The sequence below is a fragment of the Bradyrhizobium sp. WSM2793 genome (genome assembly GCF_000379585.1).
GTDB lineage: Bacteria > Pseudomonadota > Alphaproteobacteria > Rhizobiales > Xanthobacteraceae > Bradyrhizobium.
The window spans coordinates 47,008-61,880 of record NZ_KB902813.1 but is presented as its reverse complement, the minus strand read 5'-3'; the positions used below and the strand labels follow the sequence as shown (position 1 = coordinate 61,880).

The window sequence follows — 14,873 nt, the reverse complement described above, 5'->3', positions numbered from 1 at the left end:
CGTCTGATCGAAATGCGACTGCACATCGTCAATCCCAACACCACTGTTACGATGACGGCGAAGATCGCCGCTGCAGCGCGCAGCGTCGCCCTGCCCGGCACGGTGATCGACGCGCGGCAGCCGACGATGGGCCCGGTCTCGATCGAGGGATTTTACGACGAGGCCTTCGCCGTGCCCGGCATGCTCGGCTGCATCCGCGAGGCCGACCGCGACGGCGCGGAGGCCCACATCATCGCCTGCTTCGACGACACCGGCTTGGACGCCGCCCGCGCCGTCGCGAAGGCACCGGTGATCGGCATTGGAGAGGCCGGCTTCCACATGGCGAGCCTGATCGCCGCGCGCTTTGCCGTGGTGACGACGCTCGGTGTCTCCATCGTGCCGATCGAACATAATCTGCGAAAATACGGCCTCGCTGATCGCTGCGCCCGCGTGCGGGCCGCCGAGGTCCCGGTGCTCGCGCTCGAGGAGCGCAACACGGACGCGCTCGCAAAGATCTCAACCGAGATCACCGCCGCGATCCGCGACGACCGGGCTGAAGCCATCGTGCTCGGCTGCGCCGGCATGGCCGATCTCGCCGCTGAGCTTGCCACTACCCACGGCCTGCCCGTGATCGACGGCGTCGCTGCAGCGGTGACGCTGGCGGAATCGCTGGTGCGGCTGGGCCTGAAGACCTCCCGGCTCGGCCCCTACGCGGCACCGCGCGCGAAGACCTATTCCGGGCCGTTTGCGCCGTTTCAACCGTAGGCTCGGTTCGGCTCCGACTTAACCGACGCGCTCGTTTTCTTATCACAATTGGATTGATACTATTTTTAGTAGAGTATATTTTTGCCCGCATATTTGGCTAACATTACTTACGCCACTATGGCGTGCGAGAAATCATGATCGCAGATCACGAATTTGGCGGGCAACATACCGAACTCAAATTGTCGATTATTGAGGGGTATCTAAAGGCCTTTACCACAGCACTTCGTCCTCACTTCAAAAACCTTTGGTACATTGATGCGTTTGCCGGAAGCGGCACCCGGACGGTCCGAACTGAACGACAAGGTGCCACGCTAGTCGAAAAGCCCGTCGAAGAGGTCATCGAGCGAAGGCGCGGATCAGCGCAAATTGCGCTGGATGTAAGGCCCGAGTTTGATTTCGTGGTATTCATCGAAAAGAACCCCAATTATGTGTCCGCGCTGGAAGACTTGCGCGCTAAGAATCTTCGACGCAAGATCGTTGTCGCAGAGGAAGACGCGAATTCCGCACTGAAACAACTTGTTGCCAACAACAGCTGGGACGACAAACGAGCCGTGGTCTTCCTTGACCCATATGGAATGGAGGTCGAGTGGATCACTCTTCAAGCGCTCGCCGCAACGCAAGCAATTGACGTCTGGTTTTTATTTCCGTTGGCGGGATTATTCCGACAGGCCACAAAGAAGCTGACTGACATCGACGAGCATAAGCGCGCGGCGTTGACGCGAATGTTTGGCTCTGAGTCTTGGGAAGAAGAGCTCTATCCAGAGGTCGGCAACCCCGACATGTTCGGTATGTTGCCGGAGCGAAGAAGAGATCTCAATCCGGCTGGTCTGGAGCGCTACGTACGAAGTCGGCTCAGCGAGATCTTCGGCGCAGTATTGAAACCTCTCGCGCTACCGATCGACCGCGGACCGCAGATGTTTTCACTATTCTTATGTATTTCCAATCCAGCGCCAGAGGCGATCGGTCTCGCCACGCGGATCGGAGATCATCTGCTAGATCCTAAGCGGCATCTCATCGTACGTCCGACCACGAAGTAGTCTGCCGGTTGCTTTCTTGTTCCTACCGCCCCATTGCTTGAAGAAGAACGCCGTGCCGTGACGGCGGCAAGCAATCTCGATTTCGTCCACCCACTTGGGGTCCATGGACCGGGCTCGGGGACCGCTCTCACCGCCAACGATCGCCCAATGAATGCCGGATAGATCGGCGGTTGCGACAGATCCGAGAAGTGGCTCGAACGAAATGAACCGAACCACTGCGCGGACCCGGCGTAGATCGTCGATGCGATCAAAGTAATCTGCGTTCTCGACACTCGTACCAAGCCAAACATTTTTGAGCGTTGGCAGAGCCTGCGTGATCTCAGCCATCCGGTCGGGGCGCTTCGTTAAGATCTGATAAGTGTGCTGTGGTGTCGCCTGCATCGTCGCCCACACTTCGCGGACAAAACTATCCGGCACATTCGCGTGGAATAGATCGGACATAGAGTTCACAAAAATTTGGCGCGGTTTGCGCCAGGTTTTTGGCGCTTCAAGTGCTCTGCGATCGAGGAATAGCTTGCCGGTCCAAACGGACCGTTCTCCGCTTTTTCGCGTTAGGCCGCGGTATTTTTCGACTCCCATGGCCTCAAGACGCGCCGCCATGCGCATCGCGTAGCAGTTGGTGCAGCCAGGCGAGAGTACAGTGCAACCCGCAACCGGATTCCAGGTTGCGTCGGTCCACTCGATCGAGGTCTCGGCCATCGTGCATCCTCCGAACGTTTAGACCTGACAGATTGCAGTAAATTATCCCTAAGGCCCTGTGGTTGCACTAACCGCCTCCGGGCAATTCCCACGGCCTGGCCGTGATCGACGGCGTCGCTGCAGCGGTGACGCTGGCGGAATCACTGGTGCGGCTGGGCCTGAAGACCTCCCGGCTCGGACCCTATGCGGCACCGCGCGCCAAGACCTATTCTGGGCCGTTTGCGCCGTTTCAACCTTGATTCCCGCGCCAGGGCGGAGCCTTGGAGGTCGCAAGGCCCGCTGATTCCTGGTTTTTTGGCCCTTAGCCTCTTTTTGGTCCCATTCCTTGCGGAAACGTAACACTTTCGGGACGCCCCGGCGACCTCTGGTTGCCGGTCTTCGCCACTCACCAAGTTTCAATTTGGGTTTTGTCAGCGATGATCGATCTCGCCCAGGACACACCGTCGAACCCCCTGCTTCGCCTTGGCGCCCAGCCCATCGCGCTGACCGCCGCTGCGCTCCTGCTCCTGATTGCGGGGGTGACCTCGATCGCGATCTGGCGGGCCTATACCGGCGCCGCACCTGAAGCCGACCGGGTGGTGGCATCGCGGCAGCTCCAGGCCCGCACGGCCCAGGCCTCCGAACAGCTGGTCGAGAAGACCAAGGGGCTGGAGGCGACGCAGCAGGAATCGATCGACCAGCTGCAGGTCGTGCAGGACCAGCTCCAGACGATGAAGCGGCTGATGGCGGCGCAGCAGGCCGACACCAAGCGCCTGTCCGAGCAGGTCGCATCGCTGAACGAGTCCATCGACGGCTTGCGGCAGTCGTTTGCCAGCGCACGGGCGACCGAAGTTGAAACGCCCTCGGTTACCCGCAGGAAACCGGCGCGGCACCGTGCCCACGCCAGCGCGCGAAAGCGCTCGCGCGGCTGAGCATCCGCCCCGCGGTGGAACTTTATTTTCGCCACTTGTGAACTGGATCACATTCAGCCGTATGATTCCGCGCGATGCTCGCCCCTACCGGATGGCGTGAGCCGATTTCAATGTCCGGGGCTGGCAAGGTCGTTGACGGTATACTGCGTCAACGGCCTTGTTTTTTTGTGGGACGCTATTCGCAGACGTCCACGCGGCGGATACGCCAGCCCGCCGGCGTCATGACGCGCTTGCGCGCGACGTAGCAGCCGCCATAGCCATCGTTATAGTCGCCGTAGCCGGTACTATAATAGGTGGGACCGCCGTAATAAGGGTAGCCGTAGCCGTAATAGCCGCCGTAGTAGCCAGCACCGGCGATCCCCGCCCCGATCGCAACTCCGGGCCAGAAGCCGCCGCCATGCCAATGGCCGCCATGGCCCCAGCCGCTCCCGCCGTGCCCCCAGCCGCCATGTCCCCCGCCGCCATGTCCGAATCCGCCTGCGTGGGCCACCTGCGGCGCCGACAGCCCGACTGCCGCGACGGCCAGCGCCGCCATCATCATCCTGCGTAACATCACTCGATCCTCCGCGTGGACACGCTCCACGCTTCAAAGCAGGATCAAGCTAACGTCACGTGGGCATTCGGGACAGCCACGCTGTCTCACTTCCGCGCGAGGGGATCAGCAGCCGCGGCAGATGCTCTTGAGCTTCTTGTCGAGCATCCGATTCTCGGCATTGACGGTGGCATCGGCGCTGCCGCCTGTGCCGCTGCCGGTCGTAACTCCGGAGCCCGGGCCGGATGACTGAGCCGTACCCAGGCTGTTGGTGCCGGGCGGCGGAGCCGGCGAGTTGGCGACGCCTCCGCTCGATCCGACGGAGCCTCCAGTCGATCCCGCAGCGCCTCCGGTCGATCCGGCAGAACCGCCGCCCGCCTGCGCGAATGCGACGGCTGGCATCGCCACAAGGGCGAAGATCACCATCATGGTCTTGATTGAGACGGTTGCAGACGATGCGGCCATGAGAATTCTCCTTTACCGGTCAACCGCCGCGGCGAAGGCCGGTTCCGGAACAAATGCCGTCACATCAGCTTGAAAGCGAGGAGGCTCATCACGATGACCGATCGCGATCCTTTTGCAGAAGGCGAACGCGCCGCGCGCGACAACATCCCGGCCGAAGCCAATCCTTACCTCGACGGCAGCGACGAGCATGCGCTGTGGGCCGCCGGCCACGAGAAGGTCGCAGGCGCAATCGAAGCGCGCGAATCCGAAGGGCGCTGACGCGGTGCTGTCGTGAGGGCGCGCATAATCGCTAGGCGGCCGCCACCCTATTCTCCGTCCGGTCCTCGACCATGGTCACGAACATGTGGGACTCTTCGCTGGCGCCACCGATCTGAACCCGCCGTGCGGAGATGACGCGGCGCCCCCGCGCGGGATTGTCGATGGTATCGATGATCGGCTCGAGCTGCTGCTTCTGCGCGAGCAGCTGCTTGTCGCGCCGCTCGATCAGTTCGGCCGCCTCCGGGGAGAACAATTCCCGCGCGGTCTTGCCGATGATCTCGCCGCGCGACATGCCGATCATCTTCTCGGCCGCCTTGTTGACGAAGACGTAGCGCAGATTGCGCGCATCCTTGGCGATGATGCCCTCGGCCACGTTCTCGATGATGGTGGCGAGGAAGCGCTCCATCCGCTCGAGAATGCGCTCGCGCTGGCGCTGTTCGGTGACGTCCTCCTGCACCGACACCCAGCCGCCGCCATCCATCGGACGCTCGTAGATCTTGATGATGCGGCCGTCGTTCAGGGCGATCTCGTAGGCCGCCGGTTCGCGCCTGGCGATCCGGTCGAGAACAGCTGCGACATATTTCGCGACGTCGCCGCTGAATAGCCCGCTCTTGACCCGGTGCTGGAGGATATCCTCGAGGGTCGATCCGGCCTGGATCGTCTCGGGCAGATTGTAGATCTGCCGGTAGTTCGAGTTCATCGCGACCACGACCGCCTTGCCGTCGAGCATGATCAGGCCCTGCGGCATGCTGTTGATCGCCGCCGAGAGCTGCCACTTCTTGGCCTGGTACTTGTCGTTGAATTGGTCGCGCTCGGTCCGCGCGGCGTCGCGCGCCTGGGCGGTGCCGAGCTCGAGCTCCTCGAGCTCGAAGATGCGCGCGACGGCGTCGCGGAAGTTCTGCACGGCGCGCGCAAGACGTCCGATCTCGTCGTGACGGCCGAGATGCGGCACCTCGCTCTTGACGTCGCCTTGCGCGATCCGGTCGGTCGCCTGCGTGATATCGGCCAGGGCGCCGACGATCGAACTGCGCATGACGACGACGTTGAGCGCCGCCAGCATCAAGGCGGCGAGTCCGAGTGCGAACAGATAGGCAGCCGCATAGCGGTTCTCATTGGCGAGTTCGTCCGCCTCGCGGGCGCGCTGCTGGTAGATGCGCTCGAGCGCCTCGATATCGCTGTTGAGCTTGCTGCGCACGGTGCGGTTGGCGTCATTGTCGCCCCATTCGCGTCCCGCGGCCGGGCTGATCTCGATCCCGCGCCGCACCAGCTCCTGACGGAAGTCGATGAATTGCAAGATGCGCTGGCGGAAGCTCGCGAACAGCTCGGCGTCGTCGTCGCCGACGTTCTTCTCCATGCTCTTCACGGCCTCGGCGAGCTCGCGGTTGCGCCGGACCAGCCCGTCCGCGAACGGCTTCATCGCACGACGATCGGCCGACATGTAGATGCCGCGTGATTCCATCACGATGGCATAGATGAGCGCATTGATGCGCCCGACTCCGATCGCCGCCTCGGCGGCGGTGACATGCATGTGGCGATACGTCGTCTGCAGGCGTACGGACTGGACCGACATCACCAGGAGGAAGGTGGTGACGATCGCAAGGAAGGCGGCGATGCTGTAGACCTTCTCGGCGACGGTCAGCGTGTCGGCGCCACGCGCTAGTCTTACGAACTTTTTCAATAGATTGGTTCCGGCACCGAAGCCGGATCCCAGCGCCGTCGCATTCATGGCGACGCTCCTCCTGGTTGAAAACGCTCAACGATAAGCGTGATCGCGCTAGCGGAGGATTAAAGTACCGGCCTGTATTTTCACGGTACGGAACCGTGCCGCCGGGCCGTCCGGCCGCGCGATCTCAACCGATCCGCTTCAGGCTGTTCTTGAAGCGCGGACCGTTGGCCACGTAAAACCTCGCCGCACTCCCCATCTTCTGCACCTGGGCGTCGTCGAGCGTGCGGATCACGCGCGCCGGTGAGCCGATGATCAGGGAACGTTCGGCAAATTCCTTGCCCTCGGTGATGACGGAACCGGCGCCGACGATGCTGTTGCGGCCGATCTTCGCCCCGTTCATCACGATCGAGCCCATGCCGATCAGCGCGCCCTCCTCGATGGTGCAGCCGTGCAGGATGACATTGTGGCCGACCGTACAGTTCCGACCGATGTGAAGCGGAAAGCCGAGATCGGTGTGGCAGGTCGAGCCGTCCTGCACATTGGCGCCCTCGCCGATCTCGATCCACTCATTGTCGCCGCGCAACACCGCGCCAAACCAGACGCTTGCACCCGGCTTCAGGCGCACGCGGCCGATTACGGTGGCGGTCTCGGCGATGAAATAATTGCCGTCGGCGGGAAGGTCGGGCGCCTGCCCGTCGAGCTCGTAGATCGCCATTGGGGGTCTCCTGTCGCGTTGACCACTGGCATAGCCAAACGGCAGCCGCGACGCAAAGGCCCGCGCCGGCAGAGCTCAATGCGCGGGCGTCAGCCCAGAACGCCGGCCGCGCGCAGCGTCATCAGGAAGAAGGTGCCGCTCATCATGCTCCAGAAGCCGGCGATGAGGGTCGCCATCATCACGAACTCGGCGCGGCGGCTTTCCACCCGCATGCCGCGCAGCGTGTTGCGCATGATGATGAAGGGCGCGGCGAACACCAGGAACGGCACCGCAGCGAAGGTCTTCGGCGCCACGCCGTCCTGCAACAGGCCGAACCCGGCGGGCCGCTGCGCCAGCGCCTGGTATCCGTTCACGAGCGCGCCCGCGAGCGCGAAACCAATGCAGATCGAGAAGAAGGTGTTGAAAGCTTCAGGTGTCATCGGAACGGTCCGCCCTTACGCAACGCCGAGCATTCCTGTGACAAATGGAGCCGGTTAACGCTACATTATCCTTAAGGGAAGGTTAACGCCGCCGTCCTGTCCACGCAGGGCCGTCCCCGCCCCCCGCAGCCGGGAACGCTGCGCGAAATCGCCGCCGCGTGGCATATTCGCCGCTGATTCGTCGGCCACCGGCCGACTCCGGCTCGACCTCGTACAAGCTCATGACGGTGTTTTCGGCAGCTCCCCATAGGTCCCCCCGCACGCGCACCTGGGCGCATGCCGTCCCGATCGTGCTCGGCGGCATTGCTGCGGTCTGCGCGGTCGCGCTCGTCGCCTATCTGTTGTGGCCGACCTGGGGCACCCGCGGCGCGAACGCCCCGGACAAGCTGCCGGTGAGCGTCGGCGGCACGCTGTTCAACCTGCCGGTGACGGCGATCCGCATGAAGATCCAGCGGCACTCCGGGCCGCAGGAGCGCATCGATCTCGACTTCCTCTATCCCTCGCTCGAGCCGCCCGGCGCGCCGAAACACGTCACCGCCGACACGGTGGAGGCGGCGGTGCAATCGATCGACCGCATCTTCCTGTCGATCACGGCCCATCACGATGCGCTCTCGCCCGAGCAGCGGACAGCCACGATCTATCCGCGCTATCTCGACCAGGCCGCAGCGACGCCCGCGGACGGCCTGACGATGCGGATGTTCCGTGCTGACACGCCATACGGCAGCGAAGACTTCTATTCGGCTGCAAGCCCGGCGCTGACGGCGCGCTGCACCCGCGACGCGTCAACGCCCGGCATGTGCCTGTCCGAGCGCCGCGTCGGCGGCGCCGACCTCACCTTCCGCTTCCCGCGCAGCTGGCTGTCGCAATGGCGCGATGCGGCGGAGGCGATGGACAGGCTGACGGCGCAGCTGCGCGGGCCGAGGGGCTGAGCGCGGCCGCGAGATCGGCTTGCAGGCCGGGCTCAACCCCTCACCGAACAAAATCTCGAAAAACAACCCCATGCACAGTAGCCAAGTCACGGCCGCACTTCGTATTTTTAGATATTCGTTATTTCCGAATTAAAGCTTGACCCATCGGGCAAAACCCGTGGGGATCTCAAGGCCACATCATCCACACTTGATGCGGGCAGGCTCAATCCTGCCCCTTCCGCGTCCGATAAAGGCTCGGCGTCGTGCCGACCGCCTTGCGGAAGGCGCGGTTGAAATTGGCCTGCGAGGAAAATCCCGCGGCAAAGGCGATATCGACCAGCGGGCGATCGCTGGTCGATAGGAGCCGCTTGGCGAGATCGAGGCGCTGACGGCTGACATATTCGTGCGGTGCAGTTCCGGTCGCCGCCTTGAAGCTGCGGGAGAAATGCGCCGGGCTCATGCAGGCCACCGATGCGAGATCCTTCACGGTGAACTCGCACTCGACGGATGCGTCGATGAATTCCGTGACGCGCGACAGGCGCCTCGCATCGAGCGGTTTCTGCACGGCATAGGATTGCTTCAGCCGGACTGAACTGGCGGCGTAGCTGTGCACCAGATGGGCGGACAAGGCCCGCCCCAGGCTTTCGATCAAAAGGCGGCCTGTGGAGGTCTCCTGCGCGAGCTCCGCGAGAATGCGGTCCGCGACATGCTCGATGAACATGTCCCGATCGATCGTCTCGTAACGGATGGACATGCCCGAGGGATCGATGTCGAGATCCCTGAGCATGGTGTCGTCGAACGGCTTGCCCGGAAGAAAGAGATGCAGGCATTCCTGCATCTGGTTCTCGACGCGGATGAAGTCTTCGCGGATGCCGGCCGGGCAGAGCCAGACGGTGCCTCTCCTGCCGAAGGTGCGCTGCCGCATGCCAGCGCCTTCGCGGTCGACGACCGAACTGCCGCGCAGCAATATCGCGATCTCGGTGTCGCGCGGCAATTGCGGAGGGAGATCGCCCGGCTCATGACTCCATCGCTCCGCCAGGAGATGCCCCCACCGCCGGTCGTTGGACGTCTGGAGCATTCTGCCGGTAACATATTTATCGACAGAGTTGCCAAGCATACCCATCGGAAATCTCCGCCAGATCACGCGATGTACGGGTAGAGAGGTATTGCCGGTTCCAGCAATTAGCATGCCAGAGAACCGCCAGGGCGTCCACCGGACGAGAGCAGTCCGGGACAACAACACCGCACGTTTTGAAAAGCCAAGGCGGGTCCGGCCGCCGCATCCTTCGGACCGTCTTGAATCAGGAAGCGGAGAGATCCATGGCGAGGTCCACGGTCATAGGCGCGTGCCCCCACGACTGCCCGGACACCTGCTCCATCCTGACCACGGTCGAGGACGGCAAGGCGATTGCCGTCCGCGGCAATCCCGATCACCCGTTCACGCGCGGACGGCTCTGCGTCAAGGTCAACAATTACGAGGAGCGCGTCTACAGCGACAAGCGCATCCTCCATCCGCTGAAGCGGGTCGGCCCGAAGGGCTCCCGGCAATTCCAGCGGATCTCCTGGGACGAAGCCATCGACACCATCGCATCGCGCTGGACCTCCGTGATCGCCGAGCACGGCGCGCAGGCGATCCTGCCCTACAGCTATCTGGGCACGCAGGGCATCATCAACGGGTTGAATGTCGGAGATCCCCTCTTCAACAAGCTGGGTGCGACAGTGCTGGAGCGCACGTTCTGCGACTCCGCCTCGTGCACAGCGTACATGATGACGATCGGGCACACGCCCGGCGTCGACCCCGAAAGCTTCGTGCACTCGAAATACATCATCCTGTGGGCCTGCAACACGCTGAGCACGAACTCGCATCACTGGCCGTTCATCGAGCAGGCAAAGAAGGCCGGCGCCAAGCTCGTCGTGATCGATCCCGTCCGCACCCGCACCGCGCGCCTCGCCGACTGGCACATTCCGATCCGGCCCGGCACTGACGCCGCGCTCGCGCTGGCGATGATCCACGTCATCATCAAAGAGAACCTTGTCGATCGCGACTACGTCAACAAATACACCGTTGGCTATGAGGAGCTGGCCGAGCGGGCCGAGACCTACACCCCTGAATTTGCCTCGCAGGAAACTGGCATTCCCGTCGACGACATCCTCAAGCTGGCCAGAGAATTTGCGACCACTCCGCCCGCCGTCGTACGCATCGGCGTCGCGGTCGAGCGGCATGCCGGCGGCGGCCAGACGGTGCGTGCGATCGCCTGCCTTCCGGGGCTGATCGGCGCCTGGAAGCATGTCGGTGGCGGCCTGCTCCAGCTGCCAATCTGGGCCTTCCCGGTCAGATGGGACGTGCTGATGCGGCCCGATCTGCAGCCAGAGACAATGCGCGTGCTCAATTCCTGGCGGCTTGGAGCTGCGCTGACCGGCGAGCTCGGCTTCGACCCACCGGTCAAGGCGCTGTTCGTCTACAACGCCAACCCGATGGCGATGGTGAGCGAACAGGCCAAGCTCGAAAAAGGGCTCGAACGCGAGGATCTATTCACCGTCGTCAGCGAGCACTTCCTGACCGACACCGCCAGATATGCCGACATCGTTTTGCCCGCAACCACGCAGCTCGAGCAGAAGGACATCATGTTCTCCTGGGGGCACCTTTACCTCTCCTACAACAACCAGGCGATCGCGCCGCTCGGCGAAGCCGTCTCCAACACCGAGCTGTTCCGCCGCCTGGCGCGCGCAATGGGCATCACCGACCCCACTTTCTTCCGGACCGACGACGAAATCATCGAAGCTTCGCTCGACTGGAGCAGCCCGGTTCTCGAAGGCATCACGCTCGACGGCGTCAAGACCAAGGGCTATGCGCGCCTCAACATGCCGGCGCCCGCCGACTGGGCGCCGCATCGCGAGGGCAATTTCCCGACCGCCTCCGGCAAGTGCGAGTTCAAATCGACGATCGCGGGCGGCGGCAACTTCGTGGTGCCGCTGTTCCGCCAGGGCTACAACGGCGACCAGGATGCCACGCCGGTCGATCCCCTGCCCCACTACATCCCACCGAACGAGAACCCGCGCACGGCGCCGGTGCTCGCGACGCGCTACCCGCTGAGCCTGATCTCGCCGAAGAGCCACGCCTTCCTGAACTCGAATTACGGCAATCTTCCCGCGCAAACCGCCCAGGCCGGCGAAGAACAGGCGGTGCTTCTCAATCCCGATGATGCCGCACAGCGCGGGATCGTCGCCGGCGCGCCCATTCGCGTGTTCAACGATCGGGGCTCATTCGAAGCCTTTGCGACCGTTTCGTCCGACATCATGCCTGGAGTCGTGGTGGCGCCGTCCGGGTACTGGCAGCGGTCCAATCGCAAGGGCGCGACGGTCCACGTGCTGACACCGCCGGCGTTCGCCGACCTCGGCCGGGCCCCGACATTCTCCGACATCCTCGTCCAAGTCAGCGGGGCGTGACGATGACTTATGTGGTCACCGACAATTGCCGGGGGTGCCGATACACCGAATGCGTCACGGTGTGTCCCGTCGAGTGTTTTCACCTCGATGAGTCCATGACCTATATCGATCCGGAAAACTGCATCGACTGCGGCGGCTGCGCGCCGGCCTGCCCGGTCGGTGCGATCGAGCCCGACTATCGCCTCGCAGCCGACAAGAAATTCTGGATCGACGTCAACCGCAAGCGCGCCGCCGAAACTCCCGTCATCAGCGCGCGCCTGGTGCCTCTGCCGGGCGCCGACGAACGCCGCCTGGCGCTCGGCCGATGACGGGCGGGACACGCGTCGCCGTCGTCGGCAGCGGACCGAGCGGCTTCTACACGGCCGAGGCCCTCTTGCGTTCCGGTACATCTGTGACGGTTGACATGTTCGAACGGCTCCCGGTGCCGTACGGGCTGGTGCGGTTCGGCGTGGCGCCCGATCACCCGAAGCTCAAGCAGGTGACGGCAGCGTTCGACCGCATCGCCGCCATGCCCGGCTTTCGCTTCATCGGCGGTGTCACGGTCGGAGACGATGTCACGGTCGACGAGCTGCGTGAGGCCTATGACGCCGTCGTGTTGGCAACGGGCGCCGAACTGAGCCGGCCGCTGGGCATTCCGGGCGAGGCTCTTCCCGGGAGCCACAGCGCCGGCGATTTCGTCGCGTGGTACAACGGACACCCCGATTTCGCCGATCTCAGCTTCAATCTCGACCATGAGGCGGCAATCATCATCGGTCACGGCAATGTCGCACTCGACGTCGCACGCATTCTCGCCAAGACCGCCGACGAGCTGCGACAGACCGACATCGCGCGCCACGCGCTCGAGGTGCTGGCGGCGAGCCGGATTCGCGAGATCTCCATCGTCGGCCGCGGCGGACCGGTGCAGGCCAAATTCAGCGCCAAGGAATTGCGCGATTTCCTCGAATTGAGGTCATGCGACACGCTCGTCGACGACCGCGATGTCACGCCGAAGGACTTCGAACCTCAGCATCCCGCAGATCCGGAGCTGGTCGAGAAGCTGTCGCTGCTGCGCGGATTTTCGCAGCAGACCGCGACCAGGCCGCGCCGCTGTGTCTTTCGATTTGGCTTCTCGCCCCTCGCGATCCACGGACGAGACCGGGTGGAGACCCTCTCGGTGACGCACCGGTCCGGCGCCGTCGAGGACATCGCCGGCGGCCTCGTGTTCGGCAGCGTCGGCCGCAGGACGGCGCCCGTCACCGGCGTGCCCTACGACACACATCGCGGCGTTCATGCCAACGCCAATGGACGTGTCACGAACGGGCATTGCGTGATCGAGGGCCTCTATGCCTGCGGATGGAGCAAGCGCGGTCCGAACGGCACGATCGGCACCAATCGCGGCTGCGGCATCGCCACGGCAGAGGCCGTGCTGGCGGATCTTGCGCATCGGCGAGCGCGCCCGGACACGCCGGATGCGCTGCTGGCACGCGTCGTCGGCCGCGTCACCCGCGTCGTGAGCTATCCGGACTGGATGGTGATCGATACTGCCGAGAGATCCAGGGGAGCCCCGCTCGGCAAGCCGCGGGAAAAATTCGTCACAATCCCCGACATGCTCGCAGCGGTGGGCGCGTAACCCCGGAACCGATCGCGCCACCGGACCGCACCAAAGCGCGATGCGATCAGGATGAATCGTCATCGCGCTTTAGGTTGTTGTTTAAGCATGATCTTTTCGGAAAACCGCTGCGCGCTTTTCCGGACCACGCTCGCATCTACTCCTGATCGACGAGATCGTCCTCGAGGATCGCCATCTGGAACTGGAACGAGCGATCGTCGTCCTCGTCGTCGACGAAGAGAACGCCGATGAATTCCTCGCCGATATAGACTTCGGCGGAATCGTCCTTCTTCGGCCGCGGCACGACGCGGATCTTGGGATTGCCGAATACGCGCTTCAAATACGCATCTAACTTTCTGACTTCTTTGACGTCCACGGCAAGTCTCCGATCGAAAATGGTCGGCGGGTTTTAGGACGAGACGCGACGAACCGCCAGCATGAATTGCCAAAGAATTTGGGGACCGAAAGGGCCGAAAATCGGGCCCTTTTCGCCTTCAAAGCCAAGTCTTAAGCCCCAAGTCTCAAAGCCCCATCGCGTTGATCATCTGATCCATCGTGCGCGACGGTTCGGCGCACCCGGCCTCGCCGACGACCTTGGCAGGCACGCCCGCGACGGTGACGTTGTGCGGCACGGGCTTGACCACGACCGAGCCGGCGGCGATGCGCGCGCAATGGCCGATCTCGATGTTGCCGAGGATCTTCGCGCCGGCGCCGATCAACACGCCATGGCGGATCTTCGGATGACGGTCCTCGTTCTCCTTGCCGGTGCCACCGAGCGTGACGCCGTGCAGGATCGAGACGTCGTCCTCGATCACCGCCGTCTCACCGCAGACGAAGCCGGTGGCGTGGTCGAGGAAGATGCCGCGGCCGATGCGCGCGGCGGGATTGATGTCGGTCTGGAACACCGCGGAGGCGCGGCTCTGCAGGTAATACGCAAAATCCTTGCGGCCCTTCAGCCAGAGCCAGTGCGCCAGGCGATGGGTCTGGATGGCGTGAAAGCCCTTGAAGTAGAGCAAGGGATCGATGAAGCGCGAGGTCGCGGGATCGCGATCGTAGACGGCCACGAGATCGGCGCGGAAGGCGTTGCCGAGATCGGGATCGTCGCGCAGCGCCTCGCCATAGGTCTGGCGCACAAGGTCGCCGGACAGCGCGGAGTGATCGAGCCGGTCGGCGACACGGTGGATCACCGAATCTTCCAGGCGGCTGTGATGCAGCACCGTCGAATAGATGAAGGTCGCAAGCTCGGGCTCGCGACGGACGATGTCCTCCGCTTCGCCCCGGATCCGGTCCCAGATCGGATCGAGCGATGCGAGCTTTCCTCCCGGATTGACCTGATGCACTGCCATGGATTTGCTCTTTGGGATTTGCTCTTTCGAGTGGGCTCGTTTTGCCGGCTTTATAGCATAGTGTAGGCGACGAAGTCCTGACCGGCTTGCCTGAGAGTGAACAGCGCCTTGCCCTGCCAAAGCCTGCCAAGACATTGA

Annotated in this window: 17 protein-coding genes and 1 pseudogene; 9 read left to right on the top strand and 9 right to left on the bottom strand. The window is 63.5% G+C overall.

Annotation, left to right across the window (positions count from 1 at the left end):
- The first annotated feature begins 12 nt into the window (after positions 1–12).
- Positions 13–744, top strand: coding sequence for an aspartate/glutamate racemase family protein (locus A3AS_RS0134910; RefSeq protein ID WP_018322114.1), 732 nt, complete (start codon positions 13–15; stop codon positions 742–744).
- 134 nt (positions 745–878) lie between these two features.
- Positions 879–1,781 carry a three-Cys-motif partner protein TcmP gene (gene tcmP / locus A3AS_RS0134905; RefSeq protein WP_018322113.1) on the top strand — a complete coding sequence of 301 codons (903 nt, stop codon included), beginning with the start codon at positions 879–881 and terminating at the stop codon, positions 1,779–1,781.
- Here tcmP and A3AS_RS0134900 read toward each other — a convergent pair.
- Complete coding sequence (locus tag A3AS_RS0134900; protein WP_018322112.1) at positions 1,737–2,480, bottom strand: DUF5131 family protein; 744 nt, start codon at positions 2,478–2,480, stop codon at positions 1,737–1,739. The genes tcmP and A3AS_RS0134900 overlap by 45 nt on opposite strands.
- Before the next feature lie 86 nt (positions 2,481–2,566).
- Here A3AS_RS0134900 and A3AS_RS49515 point away from each other — a divergent pair.
- Together A3AS_RS49515 and A3AS_RS0134890 are read left to right on the top strand one after the other, a co-directional pair.
- Positions 2,567–2,719 (top strand): annotated as a pseudogene (locus A3AS_RS49515) (aspartate/glutamate racemase family protein); the annotation flags it as partial.
- Positions 2,720–2,896: 177 nt separating this feature from the next.
- Positions 2,897–3,391, top strand: a complete 495-nt coding sequence (locus A3AS_RS0134890; protein WP_018322110.1) for a hypothetical protein — start codon at positions 2,897–2,899, stop codon at positions 3,389–3,391.
- A gap of 175 nt (positions 3,392–3,566) precedes the next feature.
- Here the strand turns inward: A3AS_RS0134890 and A3AS_RS0134885 are convergent, their stop codons facing one another.
- Positions 3,567–3,944 (bottom strand): hypothetical protein, encoded by a 378-nt coding sequence (locus A3AS_RS0134885; RefSeq protein WP_018322109.1) that lies wholly within the window; start codon positions 3,942–3,944, stop codon positions 3,567–3,569.
- Between the two features lie 105 nt (positions 3,945–4,049).
- Entirely contained in the window at positions 4,050–4,388 is a 339-nt protein-coding gene (locus A3AS_RS0134880) for a hypothetical protein (protein ID WP_018322108.1), read from the bottom strand.
- A 93-nt stretch (positions 4,389–4,481) separates the two neighbouring features.
- Between A3AS_RS0134880 and A3AS_RS48665 the strand changes: the two genes are divergently transcribed.
- Positions 4,482–4,646 carry a hypothetical protein gene (locus A3AS_RS48665; RefSeq protein ID WP_018322107.1) on the top strand — a complete coding sequence of 55 codons (165 nt, stop codon included), beginning with the start codon at positions 4,482–4,484 and terminating at the stop codon, positions 4,644–4,646.
- Positions 4,647–4,677: 31 nt separating this feature from the next.
- Here A3AS_RS48665 and A3AS_RS44665 read toward each other — a convergent pair whose 3' ends face one another.
- The 3 genes from A3AS_RS44665 to A3AS_RS0134860 form a co-directional block, all read right to left on the bottom strand.
- Entirely contained in the window at positions 4,678–6,372 is a 1,695-nt protein-coding gene (locus A3AS_RS44665; RefSeq protein WP_026202680.1) for a PAS-domain containing protein, read from the bottom strand.
- 124 nt (positions 6,373–6,496) lie between these two features.
- Positions 6,497–7,027: a gamma carbonic anhydrase family protein gene (locus A3AS_RS0134865; RefSeq protein ID WP_018322106.1), complete on the bottom strand. Its 531-nt coding sequence runs from the start codon at positions 7,025–7,027 to the stop codon at positions 6,497–6,499.
- A gap of 89 nt (positions 7,028–7,116) precedes the next feature.
- Positions 7,117–7,446, bottom strand: coding sequence for a hypothetical protein (locus A3AS_RS0134860; protein WP_018322105.1), 330 nt, complete (start codon positions 7,444–7,446; stop codon positions 7,117–7,119).
- 221 nt (positions 7,447–7,667) lie between these two features.
- On the opposite strand from A3AS_RS0134860, the gene A3AS_RS0134855 reads away from it, so the two are divergent.
- Positions 7,668–8,375, top strand: a complete 708-nt coding sequence (locus A3AS_RS0134855; RefSeq protein ID WP_026202679.1) for a hypothetical protein — start codon at positions 7,668–7,670, stop codon at positions 8,373–8,375.
- A 202-nt stretch (positions 8,376–8,577) separates the two neighbouring features.
- On the opposite strand, the gene A3AS_RS0134850 is transcribed toward A3AS_RS0134855, so the two are convergent.
- The gene (locus tag A3AS_RS0134850; protein WP_245283350.1) at positions 8,578–9,477 is read right to left on the bottom strand and encodes an AraC family transcriptional regulator; all 900 of its coding nucleotides are present in this window, start codon (positions 9,475–9,477) and stop codon (positions 8,578–8,580) included.
- A gap of 197 nt (positions 9,478–9,674) precedes the next feature.
- Here A3AS_RS0134850 and A3AS_RS0134845 point away from each other — a divergent pair, with 197 nt between their 5' ends.
- Genes A3AS_RS0134845 through A3AS_RS0134835 form a run of 3 tightly spaced genes read left to right on the top strand, consistent with a single transcriptional unit; the run spans position 9,675 to position 13,410 of the window.
- Positions 9,675–11,801, top strand: a complete 2,127-nt coding sequence (locus A3AS_RS0134845; protein WP_018322102.1) for a molybdopterin-dependent oxidoreductase — start codon at positions 9,675–9,677, stop codon at positions 11,799–11,801.
- A gap of 2 nt (positions 11,802–11,803) precedes the next feature.
- Positions 11,804–12,109: a ferredoxin family protein gene (locus A3AS_RS0134840; RefSeq protein ID WP_026202677.1), complete on the top strand. Its 306-nt coding sequence runs from the start codon at positions 11,804–11,806 to the stop codon at positions 12,107–12,109.
- Complete coding sequence (locus A3AS_RS0134835) at positions 12,106–13,410, top strand: FAD-dependent oxidoreductase (protein ID WP_018322100.1); 1,305 nt, start codon at positions 12,106–12,108, stop codon at positions 13,408–13,410. The genes A3AS_RS0134840 and A3AS_RS0134835 overlap by 4 nt, the downstream gene beginning before the upstream one ends.
- Positions 13,411–13,546: 136 nt before the next feature.
- Here the strand turns inward: A3AS_RS0134835 and A3AS_RS0134830 are convergent, their stop codons facing one another.
- The gene (locus A3AS_RS0134830; RefSeq protein ID WP_007602550.1) at positions 13,547–13,765 is read right to left on the bottom strand and encodes a DUF3126 family protein; all 219 of its coding nucleotides are present in this window, start codon (positions 13,763–13,765) and stop codon (positions 13,547–13,549) included.
- 145 nt (positions 13,766–13,910) lie between these two features.
- A complete protein-coding gene (cysE, locus tag A3AS_RS0134825) occupies positions 13,911–14,735 on the bottom strand; it encodes a serine O-acetyltransferase (RefSeq protein ID WP_018322099.1) in 825 nt (274 codons plus the stop codon).
- Positions 14,736–14,873: the final 138 nt, after the last annotated feature.